The organism is Pseudomonas sp. TE50-2, assembly GCF_040813665.1.
Taxonomy (GTDB): Bacteria; Pseudomonadota; Gammaproteobacteria; order Pseudomonadales; family Pseudomonadaceae; genus Aquipseudomonas; species Aquipseudomonas soli.
The window spans coordinates 3,534,324-3,551,256 of sequence record NZ_JBFNXN010000001.1; the positions used below are offsets into that span (position 1 = coordinate 3,534,324).

Here is a 16,933-nt window from a genome sequence, read left to right on the forward strand (position 1 = left end):
ATGATGGTTGAGCGGGCCCTGTCGCGGGGCTCAGGAACCCTGACTGCTGCGGGAGGTCTGTGCTTGCATGTATTACGGTGAACGCTTCAACGCCTGGACCCACCTGGTCGGCGCGGTACTGGCCTGCATCGGCGCGAGCTGGCTGATCGTCGTGGCGGGCCTGCAGGGCGATCCCTGGAAGATCGTCAGTTTCTCCATCTACGGTTTCACCCTGCTGTTGCTCTACAGCATCTCCACCCTCTACCACAGCACCCGCGGGCGGGCGAAGCGGGTCATGCGCAAGCTCGACCACCTGTCGATCTACCTGTTGATTGCCGGCAGCTACACGCCGTTCTGCCTGGTCAGCCTGCGCGGTCCCTGGGGCTGGAGCCTGTTCGGGGTGGTCTGGGGGTTGGCGCTGATAGGCATGTTGCAGGAGATCAAGCCGCGCTCGGAGGCGAGGATCCTGTCGATCGTCATCTATGCGCTGATGGGCTGGATCGTGCTGGTGGCGGTGAAACCGCTGCTGCACAGCCTGGGGGCCGCCGGCTTCGCCTGGCTGGCGGCCGGCGGTGTGTTCTACACCGTCGGCATCATCTTCTTCGCCTTTGACAGCCGATTCCGCCATTGGCATGGCATCTGGCACCTGTTCGTGATTGCCGGCAGCCTGATGCACTTCGTCGCGGTGTTTTTCTACGTGCGCTAGAAATCGCCCCACAGTTGCTGTGCCACCGACAAAGCCACCACTGGGGCGGTCTCGGTACGCAGCACGCGGGGGCCGAGGCGGGCGGCTTGGCAACCGGCGGCCTTGGCCTGCTCGACTTCCGCTTCGCTCAGGCCGCCCTCGGGGCCGATCAGGAAGGCCAGCCTGGCCGGTTTGGCATGGCTGGTCAGTGGCTCGGCCACCGGGTGCAGCACCAGCTTGAGGTCGGCTTCGGTGCTTTTCAGCCACTCGGCCAGGGTCACGGGCGGGTGGATCACCGGCACGGTCGAGCGCCCGCACTGCTCGCAGGCACTGACAGCCACCTGGCGCCAGTGGGCCAGGCGCTTGTCGGCGCGTTCGTCCTTCAGGCGTACTTCGCAGCGTTCGCTGACGATCGGGGTGATTTCATTGACACCCAGCTCGGTGGCTTTCTGGATTGCCCAGTCCATGCGCTCGCCACGGGACAGGCCCTGGCCCAGGTGAATGTGCAAAGGCGAGTCGGCCTGGCCGGGGAGGGCCTGGTCGAGGCTGACGCGCACGGTTTTCTTGCCGACTTCGAGCAGTTGGCCGAGGTATTCCTGGCCGCTGCCGTCGAACAGCTGCACGGCGTCGCCAGCGGCCATGCGCAGCACGCGGCCAATGTAGTGGGCCTGGGCTTCGGGGAGCTCGTGCTCGCCAAGGCCCAGTGGGGCGTCGATGAAGAAGCGGGAGAGTCTCATGGGCTTGCTCTGGAAAAAGGCTGACGCAGATCCTGTAGGCGCGGACGCGCCGGCACCTACAGGTTTCGGGTGGCTCTGGGGCTAGCCCGGATCGCGGAAATCCGGATGGAAGTCGGCCGGCACGGCAACGCTCACCTTGTCGCGCGTGGCGATATCGATCCCTTCGCTGGCCACCTCGGCCAGGAAGTCGATCTGTTCGGGTGTGATCACGTAAGGCGGCAGGAAATACACCACGCTGCCCAGCGGGCGCAACAGCGCGCCACGGCTCAGGGCGTGCTCGAAGACTTTCAGGCCGCGGCGCTCCTGCCAGGGGTAGGCGGCCTTGGTGGCCTTGTCCTGGACCATCTCGATGGCCAGGACCATGCCGGTCTGGCGGATCTCGGCGACGTGGGCATGGTCGGCCAGGTGCGCGGTGGCGCTGGCCATGCGCGCCGACAAGGCCTTGTTGGCCTCGATCACGTTGTCCTGCTCGAAGATGTCCAAAGTGGCCAGGGCCGCGGCGCAGGCCAGCGGATTGCCGGTGTAGCTGTGCGAGTGCAGGAAGGCGCGCAGGGTCGGGTAGTCGTCGTAGAAGGCCTGGTAGACCTTGTCGGTGGTCAGGCAGGCGGCCAGCGGCAGGTAGCCGCCGGTCAGGGCCTTGGACAGGCACAGGAAGTCCGGGGTGATGCCGGCCTGCTCGCAGGCGAACATCGTGCCGGTGCGGCCGAAGCCAACGGCGATCTCATCGTGGATCAGGTGCACGTCGTAACGGTCGCAGGCCTCGCGCAGCAGCTTGAGGTACACCGGGTGGTACATGCGCATGCCGCCGGCGCCCTGGATCAGTGGCTCGACGATCACCGCGGCGATGCTGGCGTGGTGTTCGGCCAGGATCTGCTCCATGGCCGCGAACATGTTCCGCGAGTGCTCTTCCCAGCCCATGCCTTCCGGACGCAGATAGCAGTCCGGGCTTGGCACCTTGATGGTGTCCAGCAGCAACGCCTTGTAGGTTTCCGTGAACAGCGGCACGTCGCCCACCGACATCGCGGCGATGGTCTCGCCATGGTAGCTGTTGGTCAGGGTGACGAAGCGCTTCTTCTGCGGTTTGCCGGTGTTCTGCCAGTAGTGGAAGCTCATCTTCAGCGCCACTTCGATGCACGACGAGCCATTGTCGCCGTAGAACACCCGCTCCAGGCCGGCCGGGGTGATCGCCACCAGGCGCTCGGACAGCTCGATCACCGGCTGGTGGCTGAAGCCGGCGAGGATCACGTGTTCGAGCTGGTCGACCTGATCCTTGATGCGCTGGTTGATGCGCGGGTTGGCATGGCCGAAAGCGTTGACCCACCATGAGCTGACGGCGTCCAGGTAGCGCTTGCCCTCGAAGTCCTCCAGCCACACGCCCTCGCCGCGCTTGATCGGGATCAGCGGCAGCTGTTCGTGGTCTTTCATCTGGGTGCAGGGGTGCCAAAGGACCTTAAGGTCACGCTGCATCCACTGATCGTTGAGGCCCATGGGCACTTCTCCTGGCGTTACGGCTCGGTTTGACCGCGTAAGCCTAAGCAATGCCGGGGGGCAGGACAACCGCTCAATGTCGCCAGGCCGGGCGCCATTCCAGCTGGCGGATATGCACGGTGCACTGCGGCAGGGTGGACAGGGTCAGGCGGTCGAGCGGGCCGGGCACGTCGTGCCAGGAGGTGCCGTGGCTGCCGGGGCCGGGCGTGAACTCGGTGTAGTCCTGGTCGCGCAGGGTCAACCAGTAGGCGGTCGAAACGGCCTTGCCGAGCGTGTTGATGTCCACTTCGAGCAGCAGGCAATCGACCGTCTGGCCGAAGATGAATTCGATATCGCACTGGCCATGGATGATCAGTTCCGTGCCGGTGCGCCCCTCGTCGGTCTGGTAGCGCGCGCTGTAGACAATGCCATTGGAAACAATGCTCAGGCCGGTGGGCGCGTGCCAGGAACACTCGGGCAGCGGCGCCGAAGGCGTCCACCTGGCAAAGTCTTCGGTGTAGATCACTGCTGTTCCCCGGCTCAATGCTTGAGTGCCAGCCAAGGCTGCACGACTCGGCGACCCACCGCCACTGACAAAATTACCAGTTGCCAAAGGCACTTGATGTCACTGCGGTGGCAGGGTGGGCAGAGGTGACGTATTCTTAACGCATCTCTCCCGGGGCATTGCTCCCCGTCTCTTCTATCGCTTCTCTGACCGGAGTTCGCCATCATGGCTGCTGCTTGGGTGCGCCTGTGCGCGTTGGTATTGATCGGGGTGACCAGCGGTGTCGCGCTGGCCAAGGACAAGACGGCAATCGTCGTCGGTGGTGGCCTGGCGGGCCTGACTGCGGCCTACGAGCTGCAGAGCAAGGGCTGGCAGGTCACCCTGCTGGAAGCCAAGTCGGGCATGGGCGGGCGTTCGGGCCTGGCCACCAGCGAGTGGGTCGGCAACAGCAAGACCCAGCCGGTGCTCAATCAGTATCTGGAGCAGTTCAAGGTCGCCACCCTGCCGGCCCCGGAGTTCGTGCGCAACCCCGGCTACCTGATCGATGGTGAATATTTCAGCGCCACCGATCTCGCGGCCAAGCAGCCGGCTACTGCCGAAGCGCTCAAGCGCTACGAGAAAACCCTCGACGACCTGGCCCGCTCCATCGAAGACCCGCTCAATCCCGCGGCAAACAGCACCCTGTTCGCCCTCGACCAGATGAACGTGTCCACCTGGCTCGACAAGCTGCAGCTGCCAGCCACCGCCCGTCAGTTGGTCAACCAGCAGATCCGCACCCGTTATGACGAACCGTCGCGTCTGTCGCTGCTGTACTTCGCCCAGCAAGGCCGGGTCTACCGCAATGTCAGCGACCGTGACCTGCGCGCCGCGCGCCTGCCGGGCGGCAGCCCGGTGTTGGCCCAGGCCTTCGTCAAGCAGCTGAAAACCATCAAGACCAGCTCGCCGGTCACCGCCATCGTCCAGGACAAGGACGGTGTGACCGTCAAGGTCGGCGGTGTTGGCTACCAGGCTGACTATCTGGTCATGGCCGTGCCGCTGCGTGCACTGGCCAAGATCCAGATGACACCGGGCCTGGACGGGCAGCACCTGGCCGCCTTGAAGGGCACCAACTATGGCTGGCGCGACCAACTGATGCTCAAGTTCAAGAACCCGGTATGGGAGAGCCGTGCACGCATGTCCGGCGAGATCTTCAGCAACACTGGCCTGGGCATGCTGTGGATCGAGCCGGCGCTCAAGGGCGGCGCTAACGTGGTGATCAACCTGTCCGGCGATAACGCCCGCTTGCTCCAGGCTTTTGGTGACAAGCAGATGGTCGACCAGGTGCTGATCCGCCTGCACGCCTTCTACCCGCAGGCACGCGGCGCCTTCACCGGTTATGAAATCCGCCGCTACAGCACCGACGCCGGCATGGGCGGTGCCTACCTGGCCTACGGCCCGGGGCAGATCAGCAAATACTGGCGGCTGTGGGAGCGTCCGGTACAACGGATCGCCTTTGCCGGCGAACACACCGATGCGCTCTACCCAGGTACCCTCGAAGGGGCCCTGCGTAGCGGCCAGCGTGCCGCAGGGCAGGTCCAGGACCTGGCGGCGGGCAAATCCTTCGACCCGGCCAAGGCTGCATCGGTAGCCGCCGCAGCGGCTACTGGAGCGGCCGGCGCCGCGGCTGTGAAGGACAAGGGCGGGTTCTTCTCCAACCTGTTCGGCGGTTCGTCCGACAAGGCCCCCGCCAAGGCAGAGCCAGTGAAGGTCGAGCAGGCCAAGCAGGACAAGCCAGGCTTTTTCTCGCGCCTGTTTGGTGGCGGTGACCAGCCAGAGGTCAAGGCTGCGCCGATCGCCAAGGCCGAAGAGGTTGTACCGGTGCCTGCACCAGCTCCCGTGCCGGTCGTCCCGGCGCCTGTGGCCAAGGATGAACCGGTGAAACCTGCCGTCACCAAGCCCGTTCAAGCCAAGCCTGCGACCAAGCAGGCCCACAAGCCTGCAGCCAAACCGGCGCCGGTGAAGAAGGCCACCGCCAAGTCGGAACCGGCCAAGAAGCCGGTGGTCAACAGCCAGGCCAAGGCCGGCTGATCCCGGTATAGCTGCCAGCGCGGGGCCCTGTGTGAGCGGGCTTGCCCCGCGATGGCGTCGGATCTTCCAAACGTCTATCGTTAATGTTTCCTTAATAGGAAGCTTGCAGAATTAATATCTGGTTTTTCGATAATCAGAAGCTGTTTTTTACGCTTTTATTCGATGCATTACGCGTTAGTCTTGTGCACAGCTTTCACGGGGAAATACGCCAACATGCAACTGCGCAATTCATCTTCTCGCTATGGCCTGGTCAGCATCGTCCTGCACTGGGGTGTGGCGCTGGCGGTCTTCGGGCTGTTTGGCCTGGGCCTGTGGATGGTCGGCCTTGATTACTACGACCCATGGCGCAAGTCCGGCCCGGACCTGCACAAGAGCATCGGCCTGGTGTTGCTGGCACTGATGCTGTTGCGGGTAATCTGGCGTTTCGTCAGCCCGCCGCCACCGGCACCGGCCAACCATGGCACGGTCACTCGCCTGGCCGCCAAGCTGGGCCATCTGGCGCTGTACCTGGGCCTGTTCGCGGTGATGATAGCGGGCTACCTGATTTCCACCGCCGACGGCGTGGGCATTCCGGTGTTCGGCTTGTTCGACGTTCCCGCGCTGGTCAGCGACCTGCCCGACCAGGCCGACCTGGCGGGGGTGATCCACCTCTGGCTGGCCTGGGGCCTGGTGATTTTCGCCGTACTGCACGCATTGGCGGCACTAAAACATCATTTCATCGACCGTGACGCGACCCTGACCCGCATGCTGGGCCGCAAAGCTTGACTCTCAACCTCAATTGCAAAGGAAGGAAGTAAGGATGTTGAAAAAGACTTTTGCCGCCCTGGCGCTCGGTACTGCTCTGATCTCCGCCGGCCAGGCCATGGCCGCCGAATACAAGATCGACAAGGAAGGCCAGCACGCGTTCGTTGACTTCAAGATCAGCCACCTGGGTTATAGCTTCATCACCGGTACCTTCAAGGACTGGGATGGCAACTTTAGCTGGGATCCGGCCAAGCCTGAGGCCAGCAAGATTGACGTCACCCTGAAGACCGCGAGCCTCGACACCAACCACGCAGAGCGTGACAAGCACATCAGGAGCAAGGACTTCCTCGACGTGGAAAAGTACGCCACCGCGACCTTCAAGTCGTCGAAGGTGACCCCAACCGGCAAGAACGCCGAAGGCCAACTGACCGCCGATGTGACCGGTGACCTGACCCTGACTGGCGTCACCAAACCGGTCGTCATCAAGGCCACCTTCATTGGCGAAGGCAAGGACCCGTGGGGAGGCTATCGCGCCGGCTTCGAAGGCAAGCTGGACATCAACCGCAAGGACTTCGCGCCGAAGTCTATGGACCTCGGTCCGCTGTCCGAAAAGGTCGAGTTGTACTTCGTGTTCGAAGGCGTGAAGCAGAAGTAATTCGCTTCGCCAGCAACAAAAACGCCGCCCAATGGGCGGCGTTTTTGTTGGTTTTGCATGGCCTCATCGCGGGGCAGGCCCCGCGATGGCGGGCTCACCCCTTGCGGGTCAGCAGCGCCGGGCGCTCACCGCGTGGGCGGCTTGGCAGGTCGTCCAGTTGCTCGGGCGTCGGGTAGCGGTCGAGCTTGGATTCCTTGCGGATGATCACTGGCGCGCTCTGCGACTCGCGCGGGTTGCGCACAGCCGGTTCCTGGCGGGACGAATCTTCACGGCGGGCACGGCCGCCGTTGTTGTCGCGTCGGGCGCCACCATTGCTGCCGCCGCCGTTGCGCGGGCGCTTTTCACCGGAGCCCTGGCCCTGGCCCTGGCGCTGCTGGCCATTGCCACGGCCCTGGGCTTGACCCTGGCCCTGGCCGCCACCACTGCGTTGGCCTTGCCCTTGGGCTTGGCCACCGTTGCCGCCCGGGCGACGGTTGCGGCTCTGGTTCTTGGCGTTCTGGTACGGGCTGACGTAGTCGGCGCGGTTGCCGAAGTTGTCGACGTCGTCGTCGAGGAACTCTTCAGGGTCGCGATTGGGTGCGGCGACAGGCGCGGCTTTCTGGCCGTTGTTCTGTTGCTGGCGTGGCTTCTGGTCGCGCGGCTTGCGCTGCTGGCCCTGCTGCTGTTTCTCGCCGGACTTGTCCTTTTCCGCGGACTTCTCGGACGAAGGCTTGTTGCGGCCTTTGTCCTTGCCTTTGTCCTTGCGCCCGCCACTGCCTTCCTTGCCGCCTTCGCCGCGAGGTTGCTGGTTGCGGCCACCGCGGCCATTGTTCGGCTGGCGCTCGCGCACTTCCGGCTTCTCGGCCTCGACCTGCGATGCGTCAAAGCCCATCAGGTCGCCATCCGGGATTTTCTGGCGGGTGACGCGCTCGATGCTCTTGAGCAGCTTTTCTTCGTCTGGCGCGACCATCGAAATGGCTTCACCGGAGCGACCGGCACGGCCCGTACGGCCGATGCGGTGTACGTAGTCTTCCTCGACGTTGGGCAGCTCGAAGTTGACCACGTGGGGCAACTGGTCGATGTCCAGGCCGCGGGCGGCGATGTCGGTGGCGACCAACACGCGCACGGTGTTGGCCTTGAAGTCGGCCAGCGCCTTGGTGCGGGCGTTCTGGCTCTTGTTGCCGTGGATCGCCGCAGCGGTCAGGCCGTGCTTCTCGAGGTACTCGGCCAGGCGGTTGGCGCCGTGCTTGGTGCGGGTGAACACCAGCACCTGTTCCCAGGCACCCAGGGTGATCAGGTGCGCCAGCAGGGCGCGCTTGTGGCTGGCCGGCAGGCGGTAGACCCGCTGCTCGATACGCTCGACGGTGGTGTTCGGCGGCGTGACCTCGATGCGCTCGGGGTTGTGCAGCAACTTGTCGGCGAGGTCGGTGATGTCTTTGGAGAAGGTCGCCGAGAACAGCAGGTTCTGGCGCTTGGCCGGCAGGCGCGCCAGCACTTTCTTGACGTCGTGGATGAAGCCCATGTCGAGCATGCGGTCGGCTTCGTCCAGCACCAGGATCTCGACCCGCGAAAGGTCGACGCTGCCTTGGCCTGCCAGGTCGAGCAGGCGGCCCGGGCAGGCAACCAGGACGTCGACGCCCTTGGCCATGGCCTGGACCTGCGGGTTCATGCCGACGCCGCCGAAGATGCAGGCGCTGATGAAGTTGAGGTCGCGGGCATAGACCTTGAAGCTGTCATGCACCTGGGCAGCCAGCTCGCGGGTGGGGGTCAGCACCAGCACGCGCGGCTGGCGCGGGCCATGGCGTTGCGATTTGTCGGGGTGGCCGCCCGGGAACAGACGCTCAAGGATCGGGAGCGCGAAGCCGCCGGTTTTACCAGTACCTGTCTGAGCGGCGACCATCAGGTCGCGACCTTGCAACACGGCGGGAATGGCCCGCTGTTGCACCGGAGTGGGCTGGGTATAGCCCGCTGCCTCGATAGCGCGGACAAGAGCCTCGGAGAGACCGAGGGAAGCAAAGGACATGGGCAATCCTGTTCTCGTGGGGGCTAGGCCCGATGGGGTGTTCTGCCTGGCGCGACGGGCATCGGAGGGATGCGATCGCGTCCGGTCCAGCTGGGCGTTCACTGCGCATCCTGGAACCGGCGGGCGGGCACCAAAGGTGCGCGGCTGCGGGTCGAGATGCCTGTTGCGAGGCCGAGCGTCCGGGCGTGAGCCGGGCGGGAAGGCCCGAGTATAACAGAGCAATCAGCGTGTGCCGCGTTCCTGCTGCTCAACGGCGAAAGGAAAATCCTGATTGCCGAGGTAGCGGGCACTGATCGCCGCATAGGCTGGCTCCTGTTTGAAGCGCCGCAGCTCCTCGCTGAAGGCCCGCGCCAACTGCTCGCGGCCGGGCTTGCGGGCCAACCCCAGGTACTGCGGGCGACGGCTGACCACCAGGGGCAGCTCTTCAACGGTCTGCTCCAGGCCCAGGCGGCGGCTCACATAGCGGCCGACCCGGCGATCGGTTACAACAAGGTCTATACGCCCGAGCGCCAGCTTGCCGAAGTTTGCCTCGTGGCTGGGCGCGGGCTCGCGGTGGAACAGCGGCGATTCGGCGAAGGCGCCCTCGTAGGTATACCCCGGCGAAGTGCCGATGGTCAGACCGGTCAGGTCCTCGAGGCGCTCGATCGGGTGGGGACGCGAGCGGGCCTGGTAGAGAACGAACTCGACCTGGGACATCGGTTCGTCCGGGTAAATCAGGTAGCCCTGGCGTGAGTCGACCTGAAAGATGTCCATCACCCCGTCCGCCAGGCCCTGTTCGACCATGGCCAGGCATCGCTTCCAGGGCATGAACTCCCACTGCACCTGGACGCCGAGGCGTTTGAACACCTCATTGGTCACTTCGTAGTCGATGCCCTTGGGTTGGGCACCTTCCAGATAGAGGTATGGTGCCCAATCGTCACTGACGATCCGCAGGCGCTCGCCGTGGGCCAGCGAGCTGAGACCGACAAGCACTACCAGGCCGAGGAGGCGCATGCGCCTGGACAGGCGCCCTGTCAGGGACATGGCTTACACCCGAATGGCGGCATGTCCGTCATGGTTTCAGGCCTGCCGTTTCTGCAGCAGATGGTCCTCGACCTCCTGAAGACGCTTGCCCAGCGCCAGGCGCAGGCCGGGCTGACGCAGGCACTGGCGCAGCTGTTCCGGGTCTGGTACGCCCTGGCGTTGTGCAAAGTTTTCCAGGGCTTTGTCCCACCAGGCCGAGGCGCAGGCACGGTCGAACTCGTTTTCGTAGGGATAGCAGCCATTGAGCAGTTCGCGGGCGAACTGCCGCTGCTTGGCAGGCAGCGTCAGCGTCAGCGCTTTGTAGCCGAGGCGCTGCAGCGCCGGGGGGCGCGGCAGCTGATCGTTTACCCGCGCCACGTCTGCCAGCGCCGCCTCGCTGAGTGGGGCGTCAGCGTGCTTGCGCAACCAGGCTTGGATCTTGGCGCGGAACTGCGCCTTGCGGCTCCAGTAGTGATGAATGACGTCGGTGCACGCATTGAGCTTGAGCGTGCGGTAGGCCACCACCGCCAGGCAGAACTCTTCGAGGGTGTAGGCCTCCCGGGCCAGGGGGTGGAACTCGTCCATCAGGGCGATGGAGTGGTCCAGTACCGAGGCGTCCTGCGCAGTCAGGCCGATCACCCCGGAATTGACCAGTGGCATCTCACGGTCGGCCAGACCGCGCTCCTCGAGGATTTGTAGCAGGTTCTTGTACAGCAGGCACTTCTGATTCTCGCCATAGCGCCCGCCAATGGCGTTGCACAACAGGCTGCCGGGCGCGACTCGGTCGAACAACTGCATGGGCGAGGCGCGGAAGAAGGTATCGGTATCGATGAGCACGGCCATCGGGTGCTGGGTCAGGACCTGGCGTAGCAGGACGTGCTTGCTGCGGAAGTGATAGCCGTGTGGCTGGTTCCAGGCCTTGCGCGTCGCCTCGTCGAGCAGATGCACCGTCACTGGCAGGTCGCGATAGGGCTCGGTGTTGTCGGTGTAGACCTGGATATCCATGGTCGCGCCGGGTGTGCTTCGCAGGTGGGCCAGGGCGCTGATGATGCTGAAGCAGGCTTCTTGATGATAGGTGGCCGGACCGAATGCCAGGTAGACGAGTTGAGGATGGGCGGAGTTTGGGTGCTGCATGCTGGCCGGTAACCTGTTGGGAGGCAAAAGTAAAGAAGGCCTTAGCCTAAGCCAAAGCCTTCTTCCTGGCTGCAACTAAATGCTAGTGGCAGCGCTTTTTTCAGCGTGGCAGCTTCAGGTTGTTCCAGATCGCCAGGCTCGGTTCGGCCTGGTTCAGGGTATAGAAGTGCAGGCCCGGTGCGCCGCCTTGCAGCAGTTGTTCGCACATGCGGGTGATCACTTCCTCGCCGAATGCCTGGATGCTGGCGGTGTCGTCGGCATAGGCTTCCAGCTGCTTGCGGATCCAGCGTGGGATCTCGGCGCCGCAGGCGTCGGAGAAACGCGCCAACTTGCTGTAGTTGGTGATCGGCATGATGCCGGGCACCACCGGGATCTCGACGCCCAGTTTCTGCGCGCGCTCGACGAAGTAGAAGTAGCTGTCGGCGTTGAAGAAATACTGGGTGATGGCACTGTCGGCGCCAGCCTTGACCTTGTGCACGAAGTTGGCCAGGTCGCTCTCGAAGTTGCGCGCCTGCGGGTGCATCTCCGGGTAGGCGGCCACTTCCAGGTGGAAGTGGTTGCCGGTTTCCTGGCGGATGAACTCGACCAGGTCGCTGGCGTAGCGCAGTTCGCCGCTGGCCATGCCCATGCCCGACGGCAGGTCGCCACGCAGGGCGACGATGCGCTTGATGCCGGCGGCCTGGTACTCGGCCAGCAGGGCGCGCAGGTCGTCCTTGCTGTCACCCACGCAGGACAGGTGCGGGGCGGCAGGGACTTTCACCTCATTTTCCAGCTGCAGCACGGTGTTGAGCGTGCGGTCGCGGGTCGAGCCACCGGCACCATAGGTGCAGGAGAAGAAGTCCGGGTTGTAGCTGGCCAGCTGGCGGGCAACGCCCATCAGCTTTTCGTGACCGGCATCGGTCTTGGTGGGGAAGAATTCGAAACTGTAGCGGCGTTCTTGTGACATCTCTGGTTCCTTCGGCAGTGAGCCTGGGCTGCTGCCTGCAAATAAAAGCCAGGACGGTGGGGGCCGGCCTGGCTCGGACATCGGTTCGAAACGTTGCCTGCCAGTGCCGGGCAAGAATACCTGGCACTGGCAACCAGCCGCTTAGTAGCGGTAAGCGTCCGGCTTGAACGGGCCTTCGACGGTCACACCGATGTACTCGGCCTGCTGCGGGGTCAGCTGGGTGACCACGCCGCCGAAGCCGCGGACCATTTCCAGGGCCACTTCTTCGTCGAGTTTCTTCGGCAGCACTTCCACGGTCAGGCGCTCGGCCTTCTTCGCGGCAGGCAGCGCGGCGAACTTCTGCTCGAACAGGAAGATCTGCGCCAGGACCTGGTTGGCGAACGAACCGTCCATGATGCGGCTTGGGTGGCCGGTGGCGTTGCCCAGGTTCACCAGGCGGCCTTCGGCCAGCAGGATCAGGTAGTCGTCGTTCTGCGGGTCGAACACGCCGGCACCGGTGCGGTGGATCTTGTGCACCTGTGGCTTGACCTCTTCCCATGCCCAGTTCTTGCGCATGAAGGCGGTGTCGATCTCGTTGTCGAAGTGGCCGATGTTGCAGACCACGGCGCGCTTCTTCAGGGCCTTGAGCATGTTGGCGTCGCAGACGTTGACGTTACCGGTGGTGGTGACGATCAGGTCGATGCGGCCGAGCAGGTCCTTGTTGATGCCGGCTTCGGTACCGGTGTTGATGCCGTCCTTGAATGGCGAGACGACTTCGAAACCGTCCATGCACGCTTGCATGGCGCAGATCGGGTCGACTTCGGTGACCTTGACGATCATGCCTTCCTGGCGCAGGGACTGGGCCGAGCCCTTGCCCACGTCGCCGTAGCCGATCACCAGGGCCTGCTTGCCCGACAGCAGGTGGTCGGTACCGCGCTTGATGGCGTCGTTGAGGCTGTGACGGCAGCCGTACTTGTTGTCGTTCTTGCTCTTGGTGACCGAGTCGTTGACGTTGATCGCCGGGACTTTCAGCTCGCCCTTGGCCAGCATGTCCAGCAGGCGGTGCACGCCGGTGGTGGTCTCTTCGGTCACGCCGTGGATCTTGTCCAGCATGGCCGGGTATTTCTTGTGCAGGATCTCGGTCAGGTCACCACCGTCGTCCAGCACCATGTTGGCGTCCCATGGCTGGCCATCCTTGAGGATGGTCTGCTCGATGCACCACTCGTACTCCTGCTCGGTTTCACCTTTCCAGGCGAACACCGGGATGCCGGCGGCAGCGATGGCGGCGGCGGCCTGGTCCTGGGTGGAGAAGATGTTGCACGACGACCAGCGCACTTCGGCACCCAGGGCGACCAGGGTCTCGATCAGCACGGCAGTCTGGATGGTCATGTGGATGCAGCCGATGATCTTCGCGCCCTTGAGCGGTTGCTCGGCTTGATACTTGCGGCGCAGGCCCATCAGCGCGGGCATTTCCGATTCGGCGATGATGACTTCCTTGCGGCCCCAGTCGGCCAGGGAGATGTCGGCGACCTTGAAGTCGGAAAAACCTGCAGGCGTGTTTACAGCGCTCATTGAGAGCCTCCATTCGTAGTGTGCGAATGGGCGCCGTTGTGCGTTGAGCGTCCGCTTGCGCGGACAACGCCCCAACCGAGCCTGACAGGCCGAGCCTGCTGCAGCGCCCCTCGGATGGGTGGCGGGATGGCCACCACTGTGGGGGACCATGTGAAACGGCGAGATTATAGCCGCGGGCGTGTGACACACCCAAGACTTTCTGTCGATTAATCGAGACGATAGTCGATGTTCAATGGAGCGTGACCGAGCGGTCTGCCATCATTAGCGCATGTCAGCAAGCAGGTCAGGAGTACAGATGAACTTTCACACCCGCAAATGGGTAAAACCCGAAGACCTCAATCCCAACGGCACCCTGTTCGGCGGCAGCCTGCTGCGCTGGATCGACGAGGAGGCGGCGATCTACGCCATCGTCCAGCTGGGCAACCAGCGCGTGGTGACCAAGTACATTTCCGAGATCAACTTCGTCAGTGCTTCGCGTCAGGGCGACATCATCGAGCTCGGCATCACCGCCACCGAGTTCGGCCGCACCTCGATCACCCTCAAGTGCGAAGTACGCAACAAGATCACCCGCAAGGCGATCCTGACCGTCGACAAGATGGTGTTCGTCAATCTGGGTGAGGATGGCCTGCCGGCCGCCCACGGGCGCACCGAGATCAAGTACATCCAGGACCAGTTTCCCGATTCTGCGGTCGAGTGATAAAGCCGGGGCCGCAGGGCGGCCCCGGCGTTTTCATGCCGGTGTGCTGACCTTGCGCACTACCTTGCCGACCGTCAGGCCTTGAATCAGGATCGACGACAGCACCACGATGTAAGTGATCGACAGCAGCAGATCACGCTCGGCGCCCTGCGGCAGCGACAGCGCCAGGGCCACCGACACGCCACCGCGCAGGCCGCCCCAGGTCAGTACGCGAATGGTGCCCTGCGGCACGCTGCGCCAGCGGCGCAACAGCACGATCGCCGGCGCCACGGTCAGCAGCCGCGAAGCCAGCACCGCCACCGCCAGCACGCCACCGGCCGCCAGGTGCAGCCAGTTGAACGGCAGCAGCAACAGCTCCAGGCCGATCAGGGCGAACAGCAGGGCGTTGAGCATGTCGTCGATCAGTTCCCAGAAACCGTCCATGTAGCGGCGGGTCATGTCGTTCATCGCCAGGTTGCGCCCCAGGTTGCCGATGATCAGGCCGGCCACCACCATGGCGATCGGCGCCGACACGTGCAGCTCGTAGCACATGGCCGAGCCGCCGATCACCAGCGCCAGGGTCAGCATCACTTCCACCTGGTACTGCTCGACGCTCTTGATCATGCGGTAGGTGGCGTAGCCGATCAGGCCGCCGAAGGCGATGCCACCCAGTGCCTCGCGGGCGAACAGGATGGCGGTGTCGGCGACGCTCGGCGTCTCGCCCAGCTGGATGATGCCCAGCAGCACGGTGAACACCACGACCGCCGTGCCGTCGTTGAACAGCGACTCACCGACGATGGTGGTCTTCAGCGGCTTGGAGGCGTTGGCGGTGCGCAGTGCGCCGAGCACGGCGATCGGGTCGGTTGGCGAGATCAGCGCGCCAAACAGCAGACAGTAGATCAACGGCACGTTCCAGCCGAACAGGGCGAACACCCAGTGCGCCAGGTAGCCGATCACCACGGTGGCGATGAGCACGCCCAGGGTGGCCAGCAGGCCGATCGGCCAGCGGTAGCTGCGCAGGTCGGCGAGGTTGACGTGCAAGGCGCCGGCGAACAGCAGGAACGACAGCATCCAGTGCATCAGCAGGTCGTTGAAGTCGATCTGGTTCATCAGGCCTTCGACGCGTTCTTCCAGGCCAGGGAAGCCGATCAGGCTCAGGCCCTGCAGCATCAGGGAGAACAGCAATGCGGTGACCATCACGCCGATGGCCGGCGGCAGGCCGATGAAGCGGTAGTTCACATAAGTGAGGAGGGTGGTGAGGCAGATAAACGCGGCAACTAATTCAAGCATCCCGAATCCTGTGAAAGTGGCTTCCAAGTCGTTACCCGAATGGCTCGGGCAGTTCTTTGATGACCTGGCGCGGCAGTCGGGACACACCTTATGACCGGATTTCTCCAATTGGTTCCTGGCAGGCGATGGCTTGGGTGTGGGCTTGTCCTGCGATGAGGCCATAACAGGCCAGGCGCTATATAGTGGTCCCCACCAAACGACAACAAGGATTCCAAGGCGTGCTGGCAACTTCCCTCGTACTGGTCGCAGCCCTGCTCCATGCCACCTGGAATACCTTGATCAAGTTCAGCGCCGAGCGCTTGCTGGTGATCGCCAGCATGGACGTGGTGGCGCTGAGTTTCGCCCTGCTGGCGGTGGCCTTCGTAGATTTTCCGCCCGCCGGGATCTGGCCCTGGCTGTTGGCCTCGGCGCTGGCCGAGCAGCTGTACCGCTTTCTGCTGATCCAGGCCTATCGGGTCGGCGACCTGGGCCTGGTCTATCCGTTGATGCGTGGCCTGTCGCCCTTGGTGGTACTTGGGTTGACCCTGGCCTTTGCCGGCGAATCGCTGAGCCAGCAGCAGATCATCGGCATCCTGCTGATCCCCTGTGGCATGGCGTGCTTGCTTTGGCAGGGCGGCGGCGGCGACCGCCTGCCCTGGTCGATGCTGCCGGTGGTGGCGCTGATTGGCCTGTGCATCGGCTGCTACACCTGGTTCGACGGCCAGGCCGTACGCCTGTGGGGCAAACCGTGGGATTACCTGGTGTGGCTGAGCCTGCTCAGCTCCTGGCCGTTCCCGCTGCTGGCCGTGGTGGCCCGACGAGGCCCGTTCATGCTGTTCTGGCGAACCCAATGGAAGCTGGGCCTGGCAGTCGGGTTCTGCGTATTGTTCAGCTACGCTCTGGTGCTCTGGGCCATGCACCTGGGCTCGGTGGCCGAAGCGGCAGCGTTGCGCGAGTTGAGCGTGATCCTCGTGGTGCTGTTGGGCATGCGCTACCTCAAAGAACCTTTTGGCGGGCCAAGACTCCTAGCTTGCGGGCTGGTACTGGCCGGCATGCTGGTGATGAAGCTCTGAAGCGAACCTCTATGAACAAGGAGTCCTGTAGATGACCGTAGCCCTGTGGTGCATTCTCGTCGCGCTGGTCCTGCCGCCGGTGTGTGCACTGATCGCCAAACTCAGCAGCGGGTATTTCGGCCTGCGTGCCAATCACGATCCGCGTGCGTTCCTGGACAAGCTCGAAGGGCTGCCACGTCGGGCCCATGCCGCCCAGCTGAACGGCTACGAGGCGTTTCCCGCGTTTGCCGCGGCAGTGCTGGTGGCCGATATTGTCGGCAATGCCGAACAAGTGACCCAAGATGTCCTGGGCGTGATGTACATCACCAGCCGGTTGCTCTACATCATCTGCTACCTGGCGGATTGGGCGGTGTTGCGCTCGCTGGTGTGGTTCGTCGGGATGGCGCTGATCGTGTCGTTCTTTGTCGTTTCGATCTGAGTGCATCGTGGGGCAAGCTCGCT

The 16,933-nt window shown here is 64.0% G+C and carries 16 protein-coding genes and 1 riboswitch; of the genes, 7 read left to right on the top strand and 9 right to left on the bottom strand.

Annotated features, from left to right (window positions below; all coding sequences use genetic code 11):
- The first annotated feature begins 67 nt into the window (after positions 1 to 67).
- Complete coding sequence (locus AAHK21_RS16150; protein WP_046853930.1) at positions 68 to 685, top strand: hemolysin III family protein; 618 nt, start codon at positions 68 to 70, stop codon at positions 683 to 685.
- Here the strand turns inward: AAHK21_RS16150 and AAHK21_RS16155 are convergent.
- From AAHK21_RS16155 to AAHK21_RS16165, 3 genes are all read right to left on the bottom strand, one after another.
- Complete coding sequence (locus AAHK21_RS16155) at positions 682 to 1,401, bottom strand: 16S rRNA (uracil(1498)-N(3))-methyltransferase (RefSeq protein WP_367857764.1); 720 nt, start codon at positions 1,399 to 1,401, stop codon at positions 682 to 684. The two genes, AAHK21_RS16150 and AAHK21_RS16155, sit on opposite strands and share 4 nt — an antisense overlap.
- 81 nt (positions 1,402 to 1,482) lie before the next feature.
- Positions 1,483 to 2,889: an adenosylmethionine--8-amino-7-oxononanoate transaminase gene (locus AAHK21_RS16160; protein WP_367857765.1), complete on the bottom strand. Its 1,407-nt coding sequence runs from the start codon at positions 2,887 to 2,889 to the stop codon at positions 1,483 to 1,485.
- A gap of 73 nt (positions 2,890 to 2,962) precedes the next feature.
- Positions 2,963 to 3,394, bottom strand: a complete 432-nt coding sequence (locus tag AAHK21_RS16165) for a hypothetical protein (RefSeq protein ID WP_367857766.1) — start codon at positions 3,392 to 3,394, stop codon at positions 2,963 to 2,965.
- Positions 3,395 to 3,598: 204 nt separating this feature from the next.
- Here AAHK21_RS16165 and AAHK21_RS16170 point away from each other — a divergent pair, with 204 nt between their 5' ends.
- The 3 genes from AAHK21_RS16170 to AAHK21_RS16180 all read left to right on the top strand — a co-directional run bounded on the left by AAHK21_RS16170 (position 3,599) and on the right by AAHK21_RS16180 (position 6,839).
- Positions 3,599 to 5,440, top strand: a complete 1,842-nt coding sequence (locus AAHK21_RS16170; RefSeq protein ID WP_367857767.1) for an FAD-dependent oxidoreductase — start codon at positions 3,599 to 3,601, stop codon at positions 5,438 to 5,440.
- A gap of 213 nt (positions 5,441 to 5,653) precedes the next feature.
- A complete protein-coding gene (locus AAHK21_RS16175; RefSeq protein WP_367857768.1) occupies positions 5,654 to 6,205 on the top strand; it encodes a cytochrome b in 552 nt (183 codons plus the stop codon).
- A 34-nt stretch (positions 6,206 to 6,239) separates the two neighbouring features.
- On the top strand, positions 6,240 to 6,839 hold the full coding sequence (locus tag AAHK21_RS16180; protein WP_367857769.1) for a YceI family protein: 600 nt from the start codon (positions 6,240 to 6,242) through the stop codon (positions 6,837 to 6,839).
- A gap of 94 nt (positions 6,840 to 6,933) precedes the next feature.
- Here AAHK21_RS16180 and AAHK21_RS16185 read toward each other — a convergent pair whose 3' ends face one another.
- From AAHK21_RS16185 to ahcY, 5 genes are all read right to left on the bottom strand, one after another.
- Entirely contained in the window at positions 6,934 to 8,841 is a 1,908-nt protein-coding gene (locus tag AAHK21_RS16185) for a DEAD/DEAH box helicase (protein ID WP_367857770.1), read from the bottom strand.
- A 222-nt stretch (positions 8,842 to 9,063) separates the two neighbouring features.
- Positions 9,064 to 9,864, bottom strand: coding sequence for a substrate-binding periplasmic protein (locus AAHK21_RS16190; protein ID WP_367857771.1), 801 nt, complete (start codon positions 9,862 to 9,864; stop codon positions 9,064 to 9,066).
- Positions 9,865 to 9,900: 36 nt separating this feature from the next.
- Entirely contained in the window at positions 9,901 to 10,977 is a 1,077-nt protein-coding gene (locus AAHK21_RS16195) for a hypothetical protein (protein ID WP_367857772.1), read from the bottom strand.
- A gap of 100 nt (positions 10,978 to 11,077) precedes the next feature.
- The gene (metF, locus tag AAHK21_RS16200; protein ID WP_046853938.1) at positions 11,078 to 11,923 is read right to left on the bottom strand and encodes a methylenetetrahydrofolate reductase [NAD(P)H]; all 846 of its coding nucleotides are present in this window, start codon (positions 11,921 to 11,923) and stop codon (positions 11,078 to 11,080) included.
- Between the two features lie 141 nt (positions 11,924 to 12,064).
- Complete coding sequence (gene ahcY / locus AAHK21_RS16205; protein WP_046853939.1) at positions 12,065 to 13,474, bottom strand: adenosylhomocysteinase; 1,410 nt, start codon at positions 13,472 to 13,474, stop codon at positions 12,065 to 12,067.
- A 21-nt stretch (positions 13,475 to 13,495) separates the two neighbouring features.
- Positions 13,496 to 13,592: riboswitch (S-adenosyl-L-homocysteine riboswitch) on the bottom strand.
- 177 nt (positions 13,593 to 13,769) lie between these two features.
- On the opposite strand from ahcY, the gene AAHK21_RS16210 reads away from it, so the two are divergent.
- Positions 13,770 to 14,171 (top strand): acyl-CoA thioesterase, encoded by a 402-nt coding sequence (locus AAHK21_RS16210; protein WP_003257757.1) that lies wholly within the window; start codon positions 13,770 to 13,772, stop codon positions 14,169 to 14,171.
- A 33-nt stretch (positions 14,172 to 14,204) separates the two neighbouring features.
- On the opposite strand, the gene AAHK21_RS16215 is transcribed toward AAHK21_RS16210, so the two are convergent.
- Complete coding sequence (locus AAHK21_RS16215; protein WP_023629467.1) at positions 14,205 to 15,440, bottom strand: sodium:proton antiporter; 1,236 nt, start codon at positions 15,438 to 15,440, stop codon at positions 14,205 to 14,207.
- A 218-nt stretch (positions 15,441 to 15,658) separates the two neighbouring features.
- Between AAHK21_RS16215 and AAHK21_RS16220 the strand changes: the two genes are divergently transcribed.
- On the top strand, positions 15,659 to 16,492 hold the full coding sequence (locus AAHK21_RS16220; RefSeq protein ID WP_263159952.1) for an EamA family transporter: 834 nt from the start codon (positions 15,659 to 15,661) through the stop codon (positions 16,490 to 16,492).
- A 31-nt stretch (positions 16,493 to 16,523) separates the two neighbouring features.
- Positions 16,524 to 16,910 carry an MAPEG family protein gene (locus tag AAHK21_RS16225; protein WP_367857773.1) on the top strand — a complete coding sequence of 129 codons (387 nt, stop codon included), beginning with the start codon at positions 16,524 to 16,526 and terminating at the stop codon, positions 16,908 to 16,910.
- Positions 16,911 to 16,933: the final 23 nt, after the last annotated feature.

What these genes read in the sequence shown, in the direction of transcription:
- AAHK21_RS16150 (WP_046853930.1), top strand. Translation starts at nt 68, where the DNA reads ATGTATTACGGTGAACGCTTCAACGCCTGGACCCACCTGGTCGGCGCG.
- AAHK21_RS16155 (WP_367857764.1), bottom strand. Translation starts at nt 1,401, where the DNA reads ATGAGACTCTCCCGCTTCTTCATCGACGCCCCACTGGGCCTTGGCGAG.
- AAHK21_RS16160 (WP_367857765.1), bottom strand. Translation starts at nt 2,889, where the DNA reads ATGGGCCTCAACGATCAGTGGATGCAGCGTGACCTTAAGGTCCTTTGG.
- AAHK21_RS16170 (WP_367857767.1), top strand. Translation starts at nt 3,599, where the DNA reads ATGGCTGCTGCTTGGGTGCGCCTGTGCGCGTTGGTATTGATCGGGGTG.
- AAHK21_RS16175 (WP_367857768.1), top strand. Translation starts at nt 5,654, where the DNA reads ATGCAACTGCGCAATTCATCTTCTCGCTATGGCCTGGTCAGCATCGTC.
- AAHK21_RS16180 (WP_367857769.1), top strand. Translation starts at nt 6,240, where the DNA reads ATGTTGAAAAAGACTTTTGCCGCCCTGGCGCTCGGTACTGCTCTGATC.
- AAHK21_RS16185 (WP_367857770.1), bottom strand. Translation starts at nt 8,841, where the DNA reads ATGTCCTTTGCTTCCCTCGGTCTCTCCGAGGCTCTTGTCCGCGCTATC.
- AAHK21_RS16190 (WP_367857771.1), bottom strand. Translation starts at nt 9,864, where the DNA reads ATGTCCCTGACAGGGCGCCTGTCCAGGCGCATGCGCCTCCTCGGCCTG.
- AAHK21_RS16195 (WP_367857772.1), bottom strand. Translation starts at nt 10,977, where the DNA reads ATGCAGCACCCAAACTCCGCCCATCCTCAACTCGTCTACCTGGCATTC.
- metF (WP_046853938.1), bottom strand. Translation starts at nt 11,923, where the DNA reads ATGTCACAAGAACGCCGCTACAGTTTCGAATTCTTCCCCACCAAGACC.
- ahcY (WP_046853939.1), bottom strand. Translation starts at nt 13,474, where the DNA reads ATGAGCGCTGTAAACACGCCTGCAGGTTTTTCCGACTTCAAGGTCGCC.
- AAHK21_RS16210 (WP_003257757.1), top strand. Translation starts at nt 13,770, where the DNA reads ATGAACTTTCACACCCGCAAATGGGTAAAACCCGAAGACCTCAATCCC.
- AAHK21_RS16215 (WP_023629467.1), bottom strand. Translation starts at nt 15,440, where the DNA reads ATGCTTGAATTAGTTGCCGCGTTTATCTGCCTCACCACCCTCCTCACT.
- AAHK21_RS16225 (WP_367857773.1), top strand. Translation starts at nt 16,524, where the DNA reads ATGACCGTAGCCCTGTGGTGCATTCTCGTCGCGCTGGTCCTGCCGCCG.